General features: G+C 42.4%; 16 protein-coding genes and 1 pseudogene. 3 read left to right on the forward strand and 14 right to left on the reverse strand.

From position 1 onward, the window contains the following. Nucleotides 1-364: 364 nt before the first annotated feature. The 6 genes from fre to trxA all read right to left on the reverse strand — a co-directional run bounded on the left by fre (nucleotide 365) and on the right by trxA (nucleotide 6,259). The gene (fre, locus tag L3V25_RS16235) at nucleotides 365-1,078 is read right to left on the reverse strand and encodes an NAD(P)H-flavin reductase (protein ID WP_237296485.1); all 714 of its coding nucleotides are present in this window, start codon (nucleotides 1,076-1,078) and stop codon (nucleotides 365-367) included. A gap of 12 nt (nucleotides 1,079-1,090) precedes the next feature. Further along, nucleotides 1,091-1,360, reverse strand: a complete 270-nt coding sequence (locus L3V25_RS16240) for a 2Fe-2S iron-sulfur cluster-binding protein (protein ID WP_237296486.1) — start codon at nucleotides 1,358-1,360, stop codon at nucleotides 1,091-1,093. Continuing rightward, nucleotides 1,350-3,224: a 4-hydroxy-3-polyprenylbenzoate decarboxylase gene (gene ubiD / locus L3V25_RS16245; protein WP_237296487.1), complete on the reverse strand. Its 1,875-nt coding sequence runs from the start codon at nucleotides 3,222-3,224 to the stop codon at nucleotides 1,350-1,352. The genes L3V25_RS16240 and ubiD overlap by 11 nt, the downstream gene beginning before the upstream one ends. Before the next feature lie 105 nt (nucleotides 3,225-3,329). Further along, nucleotides 3,330-4,325 carry a hypothetical protein gene (locus L3V25_RS16250; protein ID WP_237296488.1) on the reverse strand — a complete coding sequence of 332 codons (996 nt, stop codon included), beginning with the start codon at nucleotides 4,323-4,325 and terminating at the stop codon, nucleotides 3,330-3,332. Nucleotides 4,326-4,465: 140 nt separating this feature from the next. Continuing rightward, nucleotides 4,466-5,725, reverse strand: coding sequence for a transcription termination factor Rho (rho, locus tag L3V25_RS16255; RefSeq protein WP_237296489.1), 1,260 nt, complete (start codon nucleotides 5,723-5,725; stop codon nucleotides 4,466-4,468). A 207-nt stretch (nucleotides 5,726-5,932) separates the two neighbouring features. Next, entirely contained in the window at nucleotides 5,933-6,259 is a 327-nt protein-coding gene (trxA, locus tag L3V25_RS16260) for a thioredoxin TrxA (RefSeq protein ID WP_237296490.1), read from the reverse strand. Nucleotides 6,260-6,372: 113 nt separating this feature from the next. Between trxA and rhlB the strand changes: the two genes are divergently transcribed. Further along, nucleotides 6,373-7,686, forward strand: coding sequence for an ATP-dependent RNA helicase RhlB (gene rhlB, locus L3V25_RS16265; protein ID WP_237296491.1), 1,314 nt, complete (start codon nucleotides 6,373-6,375; stop codon nucleotides 7,684-7,686). A 14-nt stretch (nucleotides 7,687-7,700) separates the two neighbouring features. Beyond that, the gene (gene gppA / locus L3V25_RS16270; protein WP_237296492.1) at nucleotides 7,701-9,194 is read left to right on the forward strand and encodes a guanosine-5'-triphosphate,3'-diphosphate diphosphatase; all 1,494 of its coding nucleotides are present in this window, start codon (nucleotides 7,701-7,703) and stop codon (nucleotides 9,192-9,194) included. 92 nt (nucleotides 9,195-9,286) lie between these two features. Here the strand turns inward: gppA and hemB are convergent, their stop codons facing one another. Continuing rightward, nucleotides 9,287-10,324, reverse strand: a complete 1,038-nt coding sequence (hemB, locus tag L3V25_RS16275) for a porphobilinogen synthase (RefSeq protein ID WP_237296493.1) — start codon at nucleotides 10,322-10,324, stop codon at nucleotides 9,287-9,289. Nucleotides 10,325-10,516: 192 nt separating this feature from the next. Between hemB and L3V25_RS16280 the strand changes: the two genes are divergently transcribed. Continuing rightward, nucleotides 10,517-11,281 (forward strand): TatD family hydrolase, encoded by a 765-nt coding sequence (locus L3V25_RS16280; RefSeq protein WP_237296494.1) that lies wholly within the window; start codon nucleotides 10,517-10,519, stop codon nucleotides 11,279-11,281. A gap of 109 nt (nucleotides 11,282-11,390) precedes the next feature. On the opposite strand, the gene tatC is transcribed toward L3V25_RS16280, so the two are convergent. The 7 genes and pseudogenes from tatC to rmuC all read right to left on the reverse strand — a co-directional run. Beyond that, on the reverse strand, nucleotides 11,391-12,164 hold the full coding sequence (gene tatC / locus L3V25_RS16285) for a twin-arginine translocase subunit TatC (protein ID WP_237296495.1): 774 nt from the start codon (nucleotides 12,162-12,164) through the stop codon (nucleotides 11,391-11,393). Between the two features lie 66 nt (nucleotides 12,165-12,230). Then, the gene (gene tatB / locus L3V25_RS16290) at nucleotides 12,231-12,653 is read right to left on the reverse strand and encodes a Sec-independent protein translocase protein TatB (protein WP_237296496.1); all 423 of its coding nucleotides are present in this window, start codon (nucleotides 12,651-12,653) and stop codon (nucleotides 12,231-12,233) included. 3 nt (nucleotides 12,654-12,656) lie between these two features. Beyond that, nucleotides 12,657-12,914, reverse strand: coding sequence for a Sec-independent protein translocase subunit TatA (tatA, locus tag L3V25_RS16295; protein ID WP_237296497.1), 258 nt, complete (start codon nucleotides 12,912-12,914; stop codon nucleotides 12,657-12,659). 57 nt (nucleotides 12,915-12,971) lie between these two features. Then, the gene (ubiB, locus tag L3V25_RS16300) at nucleotides 12,972-14,615 is read right to left on the reverse strand and encodes a ubiquinone biosynthesis regulatory protein kinase UbiB (RefSeq protein ID WP_237296498.1); all 1,644 of its coding nucleotides are present in this window, start codon (nucleotides 14,613-14,615) and stop codon (nucleotides 12,972-12,974) included. Next, nucleotides 14,612-15,217: an SCP2 domain-containing protein gene (locus tag L3V25_RS16305; protein ID WP_237296499.1), complete on the reverse strand. Its 606-nt coding sequence runs from the start codon at nucleotides 15,215-15,217 to the stop codon at nucleotides 14,612-14,614. The genes ubiB and L3V25_RS16305 overlap by 4 nt, the downstream gene beginning before the upstream one ends. Before the next feature lie 9 nt (nucleotides 15,218-15,226). Further along, complete coding sequence (gene ubiE / locus L3V25_RS16310) at nucleotides 15,227-16,009, reverse strand: bifunctional demethylmenaquinone methyltransferase/2-methoxy-6-polyprenyl-1,4-benzoquinol methylase UbiE (RefSeq protein ID WP_237296500.1); 783 nt, start codon at nucleotides 16,007-16,009, stop codon at nucleotides 15,227-15,229. 51 nt (nucleotides 16,010-16,060) lie between these two features. After that, a pseudogene (rmuC, locus tag L3V25_RS16315) lies at nucleotides 16,061-17,494 on the reverse strand (DNA recombination protein RmuC); the annotation flags it as partial. Nucleotides 17,495-17,566 lie beyond the last annotated feature (72 nt).

The following is a 17,566-nucleotide window of genomic DNA, read 5'->3' on the forward strand; positions in this document are numbered from 1 at the left end:
CGTTTTTGATTATCATCAACGAGTGCCCACACAGATTGATAGGTTTAAATTGTTAAAGAGCGTTGTTCTTATTGAAAGCGCTTAGCGCGTCTCGTTGAACAGGGCGGCCATTTTAGCGATTTAAAAGCTCGTGTCAAACACTTTTTTAAAACTTTTTTCGCAAACCTTTTTGAGAAGGTTTTGACCTCTGACTCGTTGCTGCAGCTAGGCTGTGTGCTCCGTGTCAGTGAGGGCGCATTATAGGGAGATCTTTTGGGTTAGCAAGATCTTTTTAGCGTTTTTCTGATTTTTTTTATTGTTCGATTAAAAAAGGAGCTAAAAGCTCCTTTTTTGTATATAAAACTCTCTAATTAACACTTTTCTTCTATATAAAAGCATAAGCATCAGCAAACATACGATTTCTATGTGCTTGCTTACGATCCACAAATTGATCTCGAGCCGCACCCGCCATTTCAAATCGTCCTGCGATATAAATATCAAAGTCGGCTAAAGATTCAAAGTCTTGCTCAATCGCTTGCAGGACATTGCCTAGTTTACCTTGCCAATCTTGCTCTTCATTCTCTATCACTGGAACAAAGTGAACATTTTTGGTTTGTTGGGCGATTTCTTTTAATTCTTGCATAGCATATAGCTGACTACTGTCTTTGCCTCCCCAATATAAATAAATTGGCTGAGTTTTATTTTGACTAATGCAATGATCTAGAATTGAACGCACATAACTAAAGCCAGTACCACCAGCGATCAGTAATAGAGAACGTTCTTGATCTTCTTGTAACCAGGCATCCCCATGTGGAGCATCAATTTGAATACTAGTGCCATCCGCATAAGCTTGGTTCATTGCCTCTACAACTTCGATGGCATAAGCATTATGTTCTGCAGCGCCAATATGTAATTCTAACTCTCCAGAATGTCGACAAGGACTATTGGCAATTGAAAATGGTCGCTTATCTTTTTCCCCCATCACTACCATGAGGTATTGCCCAGCCTTAAACGACACTGGCGCTTCCGGATGTAATAAAATACGAAATGTGTTACTTGCCAATGGTTCGATGGACTTTACTTTACATTCAATGGTCATGATTTCCTCTTGTCACTCTTCAAATGTCAAAATTAAGTGACTCTTTGCGTATGCTTGGCAAGGGAATATCCAACCCTGCTGCTTTTCTTTACTTGTCAGCATAGGTTCCAGTTGATATTCCACTTCACCTTCGATCTTTTTACAGATACAAGTCATACATGCTCCAACTTTACATCTAAACGGTAGCATGATGCCTTGCTCTATTGCGGCAGATAATATGGTTTGCCCTGAATCACAGGTAAACTCTACATTGCTAGGTTTGATTATTACCTTATAAGTCATCTGGGGTAATTATGCCTAGATCATTCCAGATGCTGTCTATTCTTTTCACCAATTGAGAATCTTTAATAATTGGAGTTCCCCACTCTCTTGTCACTTCATCAGCAAACTTATTAGTAGCATCAAGTCCCATCATCGATACTTTCTCGCTATTCAACATTAGCGTGTCTCGTGAAGGATCCATACGAGTGGTGATCGCCCATATAACATCATTCCAATCCGAGATATCAACATCGCCATCACAAATAATGACAAATTTAAGATCGATCTTTTCTTGCAACAGATCTTGTAATTTATTGATGAGTTCGAATCCTTGGCCAGTTTGGCTCTTTTCCATTTTGACTATCATCATTTGATGAGAATTATCGTGGGTAGGGAAATGTAAATCGCTGATTTCAGGTATCTGTTGATATAGAACCGCCACTTCATCTTGAGTTAATTTCAGCGAACCCGTGTTATTTAATGAATTATTCGACTTATCGGCTTCAATTTCAGCAGACCACTTCTTGGTAATGTCCATTCCCATTTTGGATCCTAAGCCAACAATTGGCGAAGCAAAATCAAGAGAATCTATCGGCGTATTATCGATAAACAAGGTATCCCTTTGCGGTTGCATGTTCTCAACCATCGCTTGCGCTACGCTACTCCAATCTCGGGTATTAACGTCTTCATCACACACTAAAACATACTTGGTGTACATAAACTGACGCAGAAAAGACCACACTCCCATCATGACTCTTTTGGCATGACCAGGGTATTGCTTCTTCATCGTCACCACCGCCATTCGATAAGAACAACCTTCCGGCGGTAAATAAAAATCGATAATTTCAGGGAATTGTTTTTGCAGAATCGGCACGAAAACTTCATTTAATGCCACACCTAATACCGCAGGCTCATCCGGTGGACGCCCAGTATAGGTACTATGATAAATCGCATCTTCACGCATCGTAATATGAGTAATGGTAAACACATGATGCTTTTCTGGCTCGTTATAATAGCCAGTATGATCGCCGTAAGGACCTTCATCAGCAAATTCTTGCGGGTCGATATAACCTTCAAGTACCAACTCTGCACTCGCCGGAATATCAAGATCATTAGTCAGTGACTTTATTACCTCTGTTTTGCTACCGCGGAGTAATCCTGCGAAAGCATATTCAGACAAAGTATCTGGTACAGGCGTGACCGCACCAAGTACTGTCGCAGGATCGGCACCAAATGCGACCGAGACAGGGAAAGGTTTTCCAGGATATTTTTCCATCCAATCACGCAAGTCTAGCGCGCCGCCACGGTGGGCAAGCCAACGCATGATAATTTTATTCTTGGCAATTTTTTGCTGGCGATAAATACCTAGATTTTGACGCTTCTTATTCGGACCTTTCGTGATGGTTAAGCCCCAAGTTAATAGCGGCGCAACATCACCAGACCAACAGCTCATTACTGGAATTTTATCGAGATCAACCTGATCGCCCTGCCAGACAATTTTTTGGCAAGCAGCCGATCGCAACCTTTTTACCGGCATATTTAATACTTGTTTAAATAACGGCAGTTTTGAAAAAGCATCTTTAAAGCCCTTTGGTGGCTCAGGCTCTTTTAAGAAAGCGAGCAATTTACCCACTTCACGTAATTCACTAACTTCTGTTCTTCCCATACCGATTGCCACACGTTCAGCGGTGCCAAACAAGTTAGTCAATACTGGCATGTCGTAACCAATAGGATTTTCAAATAACAAGGCAGGGCCACCAGCTCGTAAAGTACGATCACTGATTTCTGTCATTTCATAATGAGGATCAACAGGATGAGAAATTCGCTTGAGTAAGCCATTCGTTTCCAAATGCTCAATGAAGTCACGTAAATCTTTAAAACTCATAACCTTTCCACTGGCTGCATGCGATGGCGGACATTATATACACAACAAAGACAATATGCATGAGCTCTCAAAGTAAAATCACAATCATTATCATTAAATTTATGGCTATTCTATCGCAGCGATTGATTTAAGTAATGCTTGTGATTGACTCACTTGCCCAGATTCAAGCAATGAGACCAACCAGTCATAGTGCTCACTTTCAGATAGCGTTTGTGCCACCAATAAACCATCACCGGAATGATTCAGCCGTTCGATAAGAAAAGTTTGCACACTTTCAGGCATTGGCTTGATGCTGGTGAGTTGTTTTAACGCAATAGGTTTTATCGCCGGATTGTGCGTCGCATTCATAACTTGCTGCAATGAAAATGGATCTGCTTGTTGGGCTAAGCGTTGAATTTCCTTCAAGCTATGATCATCACCTTTCATTTTCCACAGTAAATTATAAAGTCGTTCATCCTTAGTTAATTGAGCCAACTTAATAACAATCGGTGTTGTTGGTAGCCACTTTAGACTATTACCAACCAATTGATTAGAGAGAAACTGCAAAGCTTGAGGAGAAAGACTATCGGCTTCGGTGACAAATAGCGCTTCTTTTTGTTTCACTTGATAATCGTCACCTTGCAACCAATTGGCGAGTTGCAATTGGTTATTTTCAGCTTCAATAATGAAGTCAAGGGTAGTTTGATCTAGCTTCCAATGATTGATTAAGCGATTGGCCACCAGCGAAGCATTAAAAGCAGGAAGCGTCACACTATAGCCCTCACCAGATTCTGAATATTGGTAGAGTGGCTGACGAGTTTGGTGAGATTGAATGAAAATAGCCAAGCGAGGACTCAGCACCAAGCGCGTGTCTTCTACTTTTTTTAAAAAGAGATAGCGCACCACTTCTTGCCTAGGCATAGGCATGCCATCCAATGAGGTTTGGATTTCGGGAACTTGGTCTTGCAAAGCTAATTGATAGATCTGCTCTACCGAAGATTGAACCTCAGGGTTAGTTAACCAAGATGTGACTTCATTGTGAGTCATCTCACTTGCTTGTACCCATTGCCCACTAAGCACAATATTCAGCAGAAAAATAATCGCTAACATCCGATGTCGCATTTTGTTTTCCTGTATTGAAATCGAGGTCATCCTAACCTCTATCAATATGGTGCAAGTAAATTAGCTTTTAGACAATAAAAATCACCGCCCAATGTGAGCGGTGATAGTCTTTATTCGTAGATCAACGGCAAATTCAGAATTTACTGACGGCGCATCGCGTCAAAAAATTCATTATTGGTTTTGGTCATTGCCAATTTGTCGATCAAGAATTCCATCGCATCCGTTTCACTCATCGGGTGAACAATTTTGCGTAGGATCCACATTTTTTGTAGTTCATCCGACTTCGTTAGCAATTCCTCACGGCGAGTACCTGAACGGTTAAAGTCGATAGCTGGGAAGACACGTTTTTCCGCAATCTTGCGGTTTAGGTGTAATTCCATGTTACCTGTACCTTTAAACTCTTCGTAGATAACTTCATCCATTTTAGAGCCGGTATCAACTAATGCTGTAGCGATAATCGTTAAACTACCACCCTCTTCAACATTACGCGCCGCACCGAAGAAACGCTTAGGACGATGCAGTGCATTGGCATCCACACCACCCGTCAGGATTTTACCTGATGAAGGTACAACCGTGTTATAAGCACGCGCTAGACGAGTAATCGAATCAAGCAGAATGATCACGTCTTTTTTATGCTCAACCAAACGCTTAGCTTTTTCAATCACCATTTCAGCCACTTGAACGTGACGAGATGCTGGCTCATCAAAAGTCGAAGCAATCACTTCTCCTTTAACTAGGCGCTGCATTTCGGTTACTTCTTCAGGGCGTTCATCGATAAGTAATACCATCAACTCACACTCTGGGTGATTGTGGGCAATACTTTGTGCAATATTTTGCAGCAACATCGTCTTACCCGCTTTTGGCGGAGCAACAATCAGACCACGTTGACCTTTACCGATCGGAGACGCTAAATCTAAAACACGAGCCGTAATATCTTCTGTTGAACCATTACCACGCTCCATTACCATACGTTCGTTCGCATGTAGAGGGGTTAAGTTTTCGAAAAGGATTTTGTTGCGGGCGTTATCAGGACGATCATGGTTAACAGTGTTGACTTTAAGGAGAGCAAAGTAACGTTCACCATCTTTTGGTGGTCGAATCTTTCCGGCTACTGAGTCACCAGTACGTAAGTTAAAACGACGAATTTGACTTGGAGAAACATAAATATCATCAGGGCCGGCTAAATATGAGCTGTCTGACGAACGTAGGAAGCCAAAACCATCTTGTAAAATCTCTAAGACCCCATCGCCAAAAATATCTTCACCACCTTTGGCATGCGCTTTAAGGATGGAAAAAATGATGTCTTGTTTTCGTAAACGGGCTAAGTTTTCCAAACCTAGGCTTTCACCAAGCGCAACAAGCTCAGATACAGGTCTGTTTTTCAGTTCTGTTAGGTTCATAGTGGTGGATGCTTTTTTTGTCAAAATAGGATTCTGTTGGTTGTTTAATAAGATATGTTTGACCTATAGGAACGGCCAAGAAATGAACATTTGTATGTTTAACGTGCGATAAATTATCACTAAAGTAAAGACTAGTCTAGCTTTATAAAATGACAAAACCGCATATAAGCTATTTATATGCGGTTAAGTTTATCATTTTATCGATGCTTATAGGTTTGCATCTAAAAACTCTTTCAATTGAGTCTTTGATAATGCGCCAACTTTAGTTGCAGCAACACCACCATCTTTAAAAAGAAGCAATGTTGGAATGCCGCGGATACCAAACTTTGGTGGCGTGCCAGAGTTTTGATCGATGTTCAATTTACCAATGGTGAGCTTGCCTTCGTACTCTTCAGAAATTTCATCAAGAATTGGGGCGATCATTTTACAAGGACCACACCATTCTGCCCAGAAATCTACTAGAACTGGACCAGCAGCTTTGATTACATCATTTTCGAAACCTTCATCAGAAAGCTGCATAATCTTGTCACTCATCTTCCACTCCAATATATATTTTTATGCTCTGGTTGGATGATAACCAGCAATTAGATTCCCTATTTGAATGGATTTACTTTCGTATTGCAAGCTTAAGCTGATATTCTATAGCAATGAAAAAGACACACATCACAGAGCAAAAATTCGCCGACTTGGATTTATTACCCCAAGTCATTGAAGGATTGGAGAAAAAAGGGTTCGAGTACTGTACCCCTATCCAAGCCTTGGCGTTGCCGGTACTGCTCACCGGCCAAGACATTGCAGGCCAAGCCCAAACGGGTACAGGTAAAACGCTCGCGTTTCTTACTGCTACTTTTAACCATTTGCTCAAAACACCCGAGCCAGAAGGACGTGCCAAATCACACCCTAGAGCGATTATTATGGCGCCTACTCGTGAGCTAGCGATCCAAATCTATAACGATGCGGAAGGCTTAATTGCTAGTACAGGCCTAAAAGCGGGCTTAGCTTACGGTGGTGAAAGCTACGAGAAACAGCACGCTAAATTACAAGATGGCGTCGATATCTTGATTGGTACTTGTGGCCGAATCATTGATTTCTACAAGCAAAAAGTGTTCAGCTTAAACAGCATTCAAGCTGTGGTACTGGATGAAGCCGATCGCATGTTCGATTTAGGCTTTATTAAGGACATTCGCTTCTTATTCCGTCGTATGCCGGAGCCAAGCGATCGCCTAAACATGCTGTTTTCTGCCACCCTATCTTACCGAGTGCAAGAATTGGCATTTGAACACATGCACAACCCAGAGCATGTCGTCGTCGAAGCCGAACAAAAAACCGGCCACCGTATTGAAGAAGAATTATTCTACCCTTCAAACGAACATAAAATGGCGCTGCTACAGACGCTTATCGAAGAAGATTGGCCAGAACGTGCGATTATTTTTGCTAATACTAAGCATAAATGTGAAGCCATTTGGGGTAGCTTAGCAGCAGATGGACATCGTGTAGGCTTATTAACCGGTGATGTTCCTCAGAAAAAACGTGAACGTATTCTAGAAGAATTTACTTGCGGTGATGTGGATTTCCTAGTTGCAACCGATGTTGCCGCTCGTGGTCTACACATCCCAGCAGTGACTCACGTGTATAACTTTGATCTACCTGATGATTGTGAAGATTATGTACACCGTATCGGTCGTACTGGTCGTGCAGGCGCAAGCGGCAAGTCAATCAGCTTTGCTTGTGAGCAATACGCGGTAAACCTACCAGGAATTGAAGAATACATTGAACACACAATTCCTATGTCGGAATACGACGCAGAAGCACTGTTAACCGATTTACCGCCACCAATACGTTTGCAACGCCGTCCGCAAACTAACCGTAGAACCAATACCGGTGGCTCTCGTAATTCAAACCGTAATAATGGTTCGCGCAATAATACTCGTCGTCCGCGCCAACCACGTAACCCTAGCTAAGGTATAATTGGTTTATGAGTAATGCAGTTTCATCCCCTTTATATGCTGTGATTGATTTAGGCTCTAATAGCTTCCATATGTTAGTCGTTCGCCACATTGATGGCAGCGTGCAAACCATGGCAAAAATCAAACGTAAAGTTCGCTTGGCCAATGGATTAGATCAAAATAATCAGTTAAGCCAAGAAGCCATGCAACGAGGATGGGACTGTTTAAGCTTATTTGCTGAGCGCCTGCAAGATATTCCAACCGATAACATTCGTATCGTGGGGACTGCAGCCCTTCGCTCAGCAACCAATGTTGATGTGTTTGTCGAAAAAGCCAATCAAATTCTAGGCCACCCTGTTGAAATAATTTCAGGTGAAGAAGAAGCTGCGACTATATATAAAGGCGTAGCGCATACTTCTGGTGGTCTAGGTCATCGCTTGGTGGTCGATATTGGCGGTGCCAGTACTGAGCTCATTATTGGTCGTGAGTTTGATGCTAAAGCTCTGGTAAGCCTACCTATGGGTTGCGTTACCTGGCTGGATCACTACTTTCACGATCGCCAATTAACTCGGCAAAACTTTGAACAAGCTATTTTTGCAGCAAAATCGACCCTAGAACCAATTTTACAGAAATATACTAGCCTAGGTTGGGATGTCTGTGTTGGCGCAAGCGGTACGGTTCAGGCGCTGCAAGAGATTATGTTGGCTCAAGGTATGGATGAGATCATTACCTTAGCGAAATTAAAGCGACTACAGAAACAAGCCATGATGGCTTCTCATTTAGAAGAGCTCGAAATTGATGGCTTAACACTAGAACGCGCTTTAGTTTTCCCTAGCGGCTTATCGATCTTAATCGCAATATTTGAAAGCTTAAACATTGAATCGATGACATTAGCGGGCGGCGCATTACGCGAAGGCTTGGCTTATGAAATGATCGGTGAAATGCGCCAATCCAATATTCGTCAACGCACGATTTCCAGCGTGCAACAGCGTTATCAAGTTGATGTTCAATATGGCGATCAAGTGGCGGATGTCGCGATGCAATTGCTGCAGCAATGTGGCCACCAGCAATGGATCCCAGAAGCTCAAGCAGAATTTTTATTACATTCAGCAGCGGAGTTACATGAGATCGGTTTGAGTATTGATTTCAAAAAAGGTGGAGAACACGGTGCCTACCTACTCCAAAACCTCGATCTCCCCGGTTTTACCCGTGCACAAAAACACTTTCTTGCTGAACTAGTAAGACGCTATCGTGATTCGCTATCGTCTCTACCCGAGCAACATGCGCTTTCAGGGCAAAGCAGTAAGCGCCTACTACGCCTACTACGTTTATCAGTTCTACTCACACACCGTAGAAGCACTCAGATTCAACCTAAGTTTGCACTAACGGCTCAAGATGATATTTTGACTCTAGCAATGGGCAGTGACTGGTTACAAGACAATCCATTAACGCAAGCTGAATTAGAAATTGAAGCTAACCGTCAAACGGATATTGGCTGGCCGTTAACCATTACTAGCTTGTAATATCCGCTACTACAGTAAAATTCTTTCGATAAAAAATGGGAGCCAATTTCAGGCTCCCATTTTTTATTTAATTTTAACGACTACCGCCAAGACTAGTCTTCGACTTGATCGGCAGAGATGTTATCTTGCGCTAACCACTCTGCGACATCTTTGGCAAAGTAAGTCAAAATACCATCGGCACCGGCACGCTTAAAGCACAGTAGCGATTCCATCACGGTCTCTTTTTCTTTTAACCAACCATTTTGAATCGCCGCTTTGTGCATCGCGTACTCACCAGATACTTGATAAGCAAACGTCGGCACTTGAAGCTCAGTTTTTACTCGGCGAACCACATCTAGGTATGGCATGCCAGGTTTCACCATCACCATGTCGGCACCTTCATTGATATCCATCGCCACTTCATGCAACGCTTCATCACTGTTAGCCGGATCCATCTGGTAGTTTTTCTTATCTGCGCCTTTTAAGTTACTGCTAGAGCCGACGGCATCACGGAACGGGCCATAGTAATTAGAAGCATACTTGGCAGAATACGCCATAATTTGCGTATGGATATGGCCGGCTTTTTCCAGCGCTTCACGGATTTTACCAATACGTCCATCCATCATATCCGATGGCGCGACTACATCCGCTCCCGCTTCCGCATGCGACAATGCCTGCTTAACTAACACTTCTGTGGTTTCTTCATTAAGCACATAACCATCTTTATCGATGATGCCATCTTGGCCATGGGTAGTATATGGGTCGAGTGCAACATCAGTGATCACACCAATATCCGGCACATGCTCTTTTAATGCGCGTACCGCACGTTGCACCAAGCCTTCAGGGTTATGAGCTTCAGCTGCACATAATGATTTAGCATCCTGATTCACGACAGGAAATAGCGCAATCGCTGGCACACCTAATTTGGCGAGATAGTCGGCCTCTTCCAATAATAAATCAATGGATAGACGCTCAACGCCAGGCATGGATTCTACCGCTTCACGACGGTTTTTCCCCATCAATACAAACATCGGATAGATCAGGTCATTGACTGATACTTTATTCTCAGCGACTAAGCGACGACTAAAATCGTGCTTACGGATACGACGTAAACGACGACCAGGGAATTGACCTTGAATAGATACTGACACCTTTACTCTCCTTACTGATAGGTTCTATAAGTTTTGCTATCCCCATCATATCACCCTCGCCATGCCATGAAAGCAAAGAATGTCGCAATCCCTTATGAATTCATCATCGGATATGATCTTAGCTTCCGAGTCATTTATACCCCAGTCACTTATGTATATACTAAGTGAGTATTCTCCAACTATGAGTTTTTTATGATAGATAGCCATGCGCACATTTATGCCGAAGAATTTGATCAAGACCGTGATGAAGTGGTTCAACGCGCTAAAGATATCGGCATAAAGAAAATTTTACTGCCGAATATTGATTTGAATTCAATTGAACCTATGCTCGCAGCGGAAGCCGCCTATCCTGACACTTGTCATTCAATGATGGGATTACACCCTTGTTACGTCAATGCCAATATTGAACAAGATTTAGCGACCATTAAAGCGTGGTTTGATAAACACAAGTTTATTGCAGTAGGTGAAATTGGTATTGATTTGTATTGGGATAAAACCTTCCAAGCGGAACAAGAATTTGCCTTTCGCGAACAGTTAAAATGGGCCAAGCAATTAAAGCTACCAGTAGTGATCCACACTCGGGATTCCATCGATCAAACACTGAGTATTTTATCTCAAGAGCAAGATGGCACATTGGCGGGCGTCTTCCATTGCTTTGGGGGCTCAGTCGAGCAAGCCAACGCGATTAACGACCTCGGTTTCCATTTAGGGATTGGTGGAGTGTCTACTTTCAAGAATGGTGGAATGGATAAAGTTATCCCTGAGCTTAATCTTGATTACCTTCTTTTGGAAACAGACTGCCCTTATTTAGCGCCAACCCCGCATCGTGGTAAGCGAAATGAACCGTCGTTTATGCAGCTAGTGGCACAACGCATTGCTGACTTAAAAGAGATGCCTCTCTCGCAAGTATGTGACATTACCGATCGTAATACGGAAACCTTATTCCAACTTAAATAGAAATCGCATCATCGATTGATACGATAATGTTTCACATGAAACCATAAAAAACGCAGCCACCTTTATCATAAAAATAATGGGCTGCGTTTTTCGATCTTATCGACAAGGTTTAGGATTTCACTTCGTCTTCATCGTTATCATCTTGCTCTTCATCCGACTCACCTCGCTTGGTATAGAAACGCGAGAAGAACAAACCAATCTCAAACAAAATACACATCGGCACCGCGAGTAAGGTTTGCGACACCATATCCGGTGGTGTTAATAGCATCCCAACAACGAAAGCCACCACAACAATATACGGTCTTTTCTGAGCCAAAGTTTTCGCATCTGTTGCACCAGTCCAGCACAACAAAATAATCGCAACCGGTACTTCAAAAGCAATACCAAATGCCATAAATAGCGAAAGAACAAAATCTAGATAACTGGATATATCGGTAGCAAATTCGACACCACCCAATGAAATCGCAGTAAAGAAACCAAAGATCAGCGGGAACACCACAAAGTAAGCAAACGCAACACCGGCATAGAACAGCAAAGAGCTAGAAAAAAGTAATGGTGCGATCAAGCGACGCTCGTGCTTATATAAACCTGGCGCAACAAACGCCCATATTTGATAAAGCACCAAAGGTACAGCAACAAATACCGAGGCTACCAAGGTAAGTTTAAGTGGCGTGAAAAATGGCGAAGCGACGTCGGTTGCGATCATACTTGCGCCTTCAGGCAAGCGATCAATTAATGGCGCGGAAACAAATTCATAGATATTACTAGAAAACCAAACCAGACCAACAAAGACCACTAAAACAGATGCAATCGCTTTTAAGATTCGGTTTCTCAGCTCAATCAGGTGGGTAATTAATGGCTGAGTTTGTTCTTGAGTGGACATGTGAACCTCTTGATAACACGCTAACTCACTGGAGATAACCAGTGAGCAGCAAAGAAAAACAGGGAGTTAAGCTTTTTTGTCGTCAGATGTTTTCTTCTCATCGGTCGAACCTTCATCTTTCATGATGCGGTTCTCTTCCGGTAGATGTTCATCTGTCGAACTGGAAGGCGTTGTTGTAGAGGTAGGTTCAGATTCTTTAGCGTAAGGTCGCTGCACATCTTGAGCGGCTTTTTTTAGCTCTTCAATAGAAGATTGCAGCTCAGGAGAGAGATCTTTCATCCCCATATTTTCAGCCTTACGTAAATTATCTTGTAGCTCTTGTATTTTGAGCTCTTGAGATAATTCATCTTTCACATTGTTTGCCATCGTTTTTGCAGTGCGAACAAACTTGCTCACACTACGTATCGCGACCGGTAAACGCTCTGGCCCTAAAACAACAAGTGCGACAACCGATATTAATACCAACTCCCAAAAACCGATATCAAACACCGATTAGCCCTGCTCTTTTTCTTTTTTAGCGTCAGTTTCTACGCTTGCATCCGCTTTGTTTTGATCAAGAGATTTTGCTTCAAAATCTGCATCTTTTGATTCAGTTTTTTTCTCTGCAGTCTCTTCTTCGCTCATCGCTTTTTTAAAGCCTTTTACCGCAGAGCCTAAATCACCACCAATACCACGTAGTTTTTTAGTACCAAATAACAACACAACGATAACTGCAATAATCAAAAGTTGCCAAATACTGATTCCGCCCATTTGTTTTACCTCGGGTCAAATAAAAAGAAACACATACTAATGTGCCAAGTTTACGATTTAATTACGGTAGGTTCGCCAACTCGCGAGCCAGAATATAGCTCCCGCAATAACAAACCCACCAGACAATTGATGGTGCCAATCCGTCACACTTAACTGCAATATGGCAGAGCATACGACTAATGTCGCGCCAATGCCAAATAAAAACTTACCTGTTGTCTGTTTGCGTTTACCCGCCGAATATAGGGCAAAGTAACGTGCTACATTTTGATCTAAGTCACGCCCACGTTTTAAAGTTTCGTAGAGCAACTCTGGCAGCTCAGGTAATTTCTCCGCCCATAGCGGTGCTTTGTCTTTCACTGCATTCAGCACCGCTTTAGGTCCGACTTGTTCCATCATCCATTTTTCTAAGAAAGGTTTGGCGGTTTCCCACAAATCAAGTTGTGGATATAACTGACGACCTAGCCCTTCAATATAAAGTAATGTTTTTTGTAGCAGTACTAACTGCGGCTGCACTTCCATATTAAAACGGCGTGCTGTATTGAATAAGTTTAGCAGTACATGACCAAAGGAGATTTCGCATAGCGGTTTAGCGAAAATAGGTTCACACACGGTACGAATAGCCGCTTCAAAATCAATAAGATTGGTATCGGCAGGCACCCAACCAGAATCGACATGCAGTTCAGCCACACGTCGGTAGTCTCGGTTAAAGAAGGCTAAGAAGTTTTCGGCTAAATAACGCTTATCTTCATTATTAAGCGTGCCGACAATCCCGCAGTCTAAGCCAATCCACAGTGGATCTTCCGGTGTCTCCCAAGAAACAAACACATTACCTGGGTGCATATCAGCATGGAAAAAGCTATCGCGAAACACCTGAGTAAAAAAGACACTCACGCCTTTCTCGGCAAGAAGCTTCATATTGGTGCCGTTTTTGGCGAGTCCATCGAGATCTGAAACTTGGATACCGTAAATTCGCTCAGAGACCATTAAATGCTCCGAGCTAAAATCCATTAATACATCCGGGACATAGAGATCTTTACTGTCGGTAAAATTACGGCGCAGCTGCAATGCATTGGCCGCTTCCATACGTAGATCGAGTTCACTGAGCAAAGTTCTCTCGTATTCTTCGACTACTTCAACCGGTTTTAATCGACGTGCATCTGGCATAAACCGAGCAACAATTCTTGCCATGCGGTACATCAGTTTTAAGTCGGCTTCGATAACCGGGCGAATATCGGGGCGAATAACCTTGAGAACAACTTCTTGGCCAGTCTCTTTTACCTTCGCAGTATGCACTTGGGCAATCGATGCAGAAGCAAGCGGCGTAATATCAAAATCATCAAACCATTGCTCCAATGGCCCACCCAATGACTTTTCAATCTGTTGCTTTGCCAATTCACCATCAAATGGATTCACTTTATCTTGTAATAAAGCTAAAGGATCGGCGATATAATCAGGAAATAAATCACGGCGAGTCGACATCATCTGGCCGAACTTGATCCAAACCGGACCTAACTCTTGTAAAGCGAGTCGCAAGCGTTGACCCACTTCTTTATCTTGATGTTTTTTACGGATCCAGAATAAAAGTTTAATCAGGCGACGAGGCATTTTTACCAATTGATGTTCAGGTAAAAGTTCATCTAGCCCGTATTCTAATTGAATTTTGATAATGCGATATAAACGTCTTACTTCACCTAACGTCATAACTTCGCCACCAATCTCTCTAGACGTTGTTCGATAACTGACACTGAACCGGCCAACTCATCAACTTGATCGCAGAAGTAAGCCACTTCAAGCGCATTAGGAGCAATTTGCCACTCTTGCGTAACCACTGTACCCAACCTTCTTTGTTGGTTTTGCAGTCCTTGCTTAAGCCATTCAGCTTGACTCTTAGCACTTTGCACTACGGTATGAGCGACAATATCTCCGGTTGCACGAGAGAGCCACTCTTCCGGATCTGGTTTAATGTCGGTCATCAGTTGGGAGAACTTTTGTGCTAACTGAATATCACCTTCTAGCACTAACTTGTCTTGCTTAATTAAACGCGTGATATTGGATTGGTCTTTTAATTCAGGCAGTACTGCTAACTTTAAACTCAAGTAGCAATCCGGCTCTGCTTCATAATGACTAAGTACATCAACCTGGTGACTAAACACAAAAATAAGTTGGCGATCGAGTTCTTGTATATGAACTTTGATCACCTTACCTTTTAAACGAGCGACCTGCTTTTGATGTTCAGGTGCGTCGAGAATTAAACGGTTTAATGTGGTTTCAATAATCCCTGTCACCAATGGTTCAAATGGCATACTTATTCCTTAAAACTTATATCCGCGATGCAAGGCAACGATACCGCCAGTCAAATTAAAGTATTTGGTTTGCTCAAAACCTGCTTCTTCCATCATGCCTTTTAATGTTTCTTGATCTGGGTGCATGCGGATGGATTCCGCTAAGTAACGATAACTATCGGCATCATTAGCCACAAACTCACCAATTTTAGGCAGTAAGTGGAAAGAGTATAAATCATAGACTTTCGATAATGCTTCAACTTTCGGCTTCGAAAACTCAAGTACCAATAAACGACCGCCGGGCTTTAGTACTCGGAACATCGAGCGTAGCGCTTTGTCTTTATCTGTCACATTACGCAAACCAAAACTGATGGTAATGCAGTCAAAATGATCATCTGGGAAAGGAAGTTCTTCGGCATTGGCTTGCACGTAATGAACATTACCGACAATACCGATATCACGCAGCTTATCTCGGCCAACATTGAGCATAGAGTTATTAATATCAGCCAATATAACTTCGCCAGTATCACCAACAATACGTGAAAACTTAGCGGTTAGATCACCAGTACCACCAGCAAGATCAAGCACCTTATGCCCTGGACGTACACCACTACAATCAATCGTAAAGCGCTTCCATAAACGGTGAATCCCACCCGACATTAAGTCATTCATGATGTCGTATTTAGCGGCCACCGAATGAAAGACTTCAGCAACTTTTTCAACTTTTTGCTCTTTTGCTACCGTTGAAAATCCAAAGTGGGTAGTTTCAGTTTGCGAGTCAGAACTGTCTGCATGTACTGGCTTATCTGTCATGTTTTCCATTACTCCAACGTTGACACAGATGTGCGCTTAATTTGATTGCGGTTAGTTTACTTTATCCTCAATCGCTTGTCTGTCTTTGTCAGAATCATTTTGTGCAATTTCACTCACTTCGGAGCTAATCGATTTTTTAACTTCTACCCCTAATGATTTGAAGCTCTCAGCTTGGCGAATGAGATTACCGCGTCCGGTCGATAACTTATTCATCGCACCCTGATAACTATTTTGCGCGCGGTTTAACGCCTGCCCAACCGCTTCCATATCATCGACAAATAAACGCATCTTGTCATATAACTTGCTGGCTCGTTCTGCGATCAGTTGAGCGTTTTGATTTTGTCTTTCATTACGCCATAAATTATTAATCGTCCGTAGTGCCACCAGCAATGTCGTCGGACTCACCACGATAATATTTTGCTCCATCGCATCACGAATCAAGCTTGGATCGCGCTCAATAGCCAGTTGGAATGCCGGCTCAATCGGAATAAACATCAAGACATAGTCTAACGAGGTGATACCTTTTAGTTGATGATAATCTTTTTGGCTCAATAGTTTGATATGACTTCTCACCGATACCAAATGTTCATTTAAGGCTTTGACTTTTTGAGCATCATCGTCAGCATTAAAGTAGCGCTCAAACGCCACCAAGGTCATTTTCGAATCGATAATCACTTGCTTATCTTCTGGTAAATTAACGATCACATCCGGTTGATAACGTTTACCACTAGCGTGATTTAAGCTGACTTGAGTTTGATATTCATGGCCTTCTCGCAAGCCAGAATCTTGCAGTACTTTCGCGAGAACCACTTCTCCCCAGTTACCTTGCTGCTTGTTATCACCTTTCAGCGCTTGGGTTAAGTTCACTGCATCTTGCGCCATTTGTTCATTGAGTTTCTGTAGCTGTTTGATTTCATGGACTAGGGTATGTCGCTCTTTGGATTCAGCGTGATAACTCGCAGTTACTTGCTGCTTAAAGCCATTGAGTTGTTCTTTTAATGGGTTCAATAGACTTTCTAGGCTCTGTTTATTTTGCTGATCAACACTTTTCACTTTGCTTTCAAATAACTGGTTGGCAAGACTTTCAAACTCAACTTTCAATCTTTGTTCGGCTTTTTCTAATAGCTGTAGCTTTTCTTGAGCGGAACGTTTTTCTTGTTCATGCTTAGCGTCTTGCTCTCGCATACTGGCTTTTAGTTCATGGTTTTGGTTATTTAATTGCTCATACTTATCTTGCAGTTGATGCAAGTCGAACTGTATTTGTTCCAGTTGTTTTAATCGTTCATTGGCCGCCATTAACTGGCCAAAATTCTTTCTCGCTTCGAATTCGGATTTATCACGCTCAATGTCGAGTTGATCTAACTCCGATTGCTGCTGTTTTATTTGTTGATGTGCGGCCTGCAGAATTTGTTGTTGATTCGCTAATTCAGACTCATGCTGCTGTTTTAGCATTTCAATTTGGTGACTATGGCGATTTTTAATCCAAAGTTGTGCACCGACCAACATCATCAAAGCCACGATTAGGCAAAGCCAAATGAAATCGCTATGATTAAAAAT

The sequence above is a fragment of the Vibrio sp. CK2-1 genome (assembly GCF_021726515.1).
Classification (GTDB): domain Bacteria; phylum Pseudomonadota; class Gammaproteobacteria; order Enterobacterales; family Vibrionaceae; genus Vibrio.

Coding starts and splice junctions, on each gene's coding strand:
- fre (WP_237296485.1), bottom strand. CDS start 1,078: ATGACCATTGAATGTAAAGTAAAGTCCATCGAACCATTGGCAAGTAAC.
- L3V25_RS16240 (WP_237296486.1), bottom strand. CDS start 1,360: ATGACTTATAAGGTAATAATCAAACCTAGCAATGTAGAGTTTACCTGT.
- ubiD (WP_237296487.1), bottom strand. CDS start 3,224: ATGAGTTTTAAAGATTTACGTGACTTCATTGAGCATTTGGAAACGAAT.
- L3V25_RS16250 (WP_237296488.1), bottom strand. CDS start 4,325: ATGCGACATCGGATGTTAGCGATTATTTTTCTGCTGAATATTGTGCTT.
- rho (WP_237296489.1), bottom strand. CDS start 5,725: ATGAACCTAACAGAACTGAAAAACAGACCTGTATCTGAGCTTGTTGCG.
- trxA (WP_237296490.1), bottom strand. CDS start 6,259: ATGAGTGACAAGATTATGCAGCTTTCTGATGAAGGTTTCGAAAATGAT.
- rhlB (WP_237296491.1), top strand. CDS start 6,373: ATGAAAAAGACACACATCACAGAGCAAAAATTCGCCGACTTGGATTTA.
- gppA (WP_237296492.1), top strand. CDS start 7,701: ATGAGTAATGCAGTTTCATCCCCTTTATATGCTGTGATTGATTTAGGC.
- L3V25_RS16280 (WP_237296494.1), top strand. CDS start 10,517: ATGATAGATAGCCATGCGCACATTTATGCCGAAGAATTTGATCAAGAC.
- tatC (WP_237296495.1), bottom strand. CDS start 12,164: ATGTCCACTCAAGAACAAACTCAGCCATTAATTACCCACCTGATTGAG.
- tatA (WP_237296497.1), bottom strand. CDS start 12,914: ATGGGCGGAATCAGTATTTGGCAACTTTTGATTATTGCAGTTATCGTT.
- ubiB (WP_237296498.1), bottom strand. CDS start 14,615: ATGACGTTAGGTGAAGTAAGACGTTTATATCGCATTATCAAAATTCAA.
- L3V25_RS16305 (WP_237296499.1), bottom strand. CDS start 15,217: ATGCCATTTGAACCATTGGTGACAGGGATTATTGAAACCACATTAAAC.
- ubiE (WP_237296500.1), bottom strand. CDS start 16,009: ATGACAGATAAGCCAGTACATGCAGACAGTTCTGACTCGCAAACTGAA.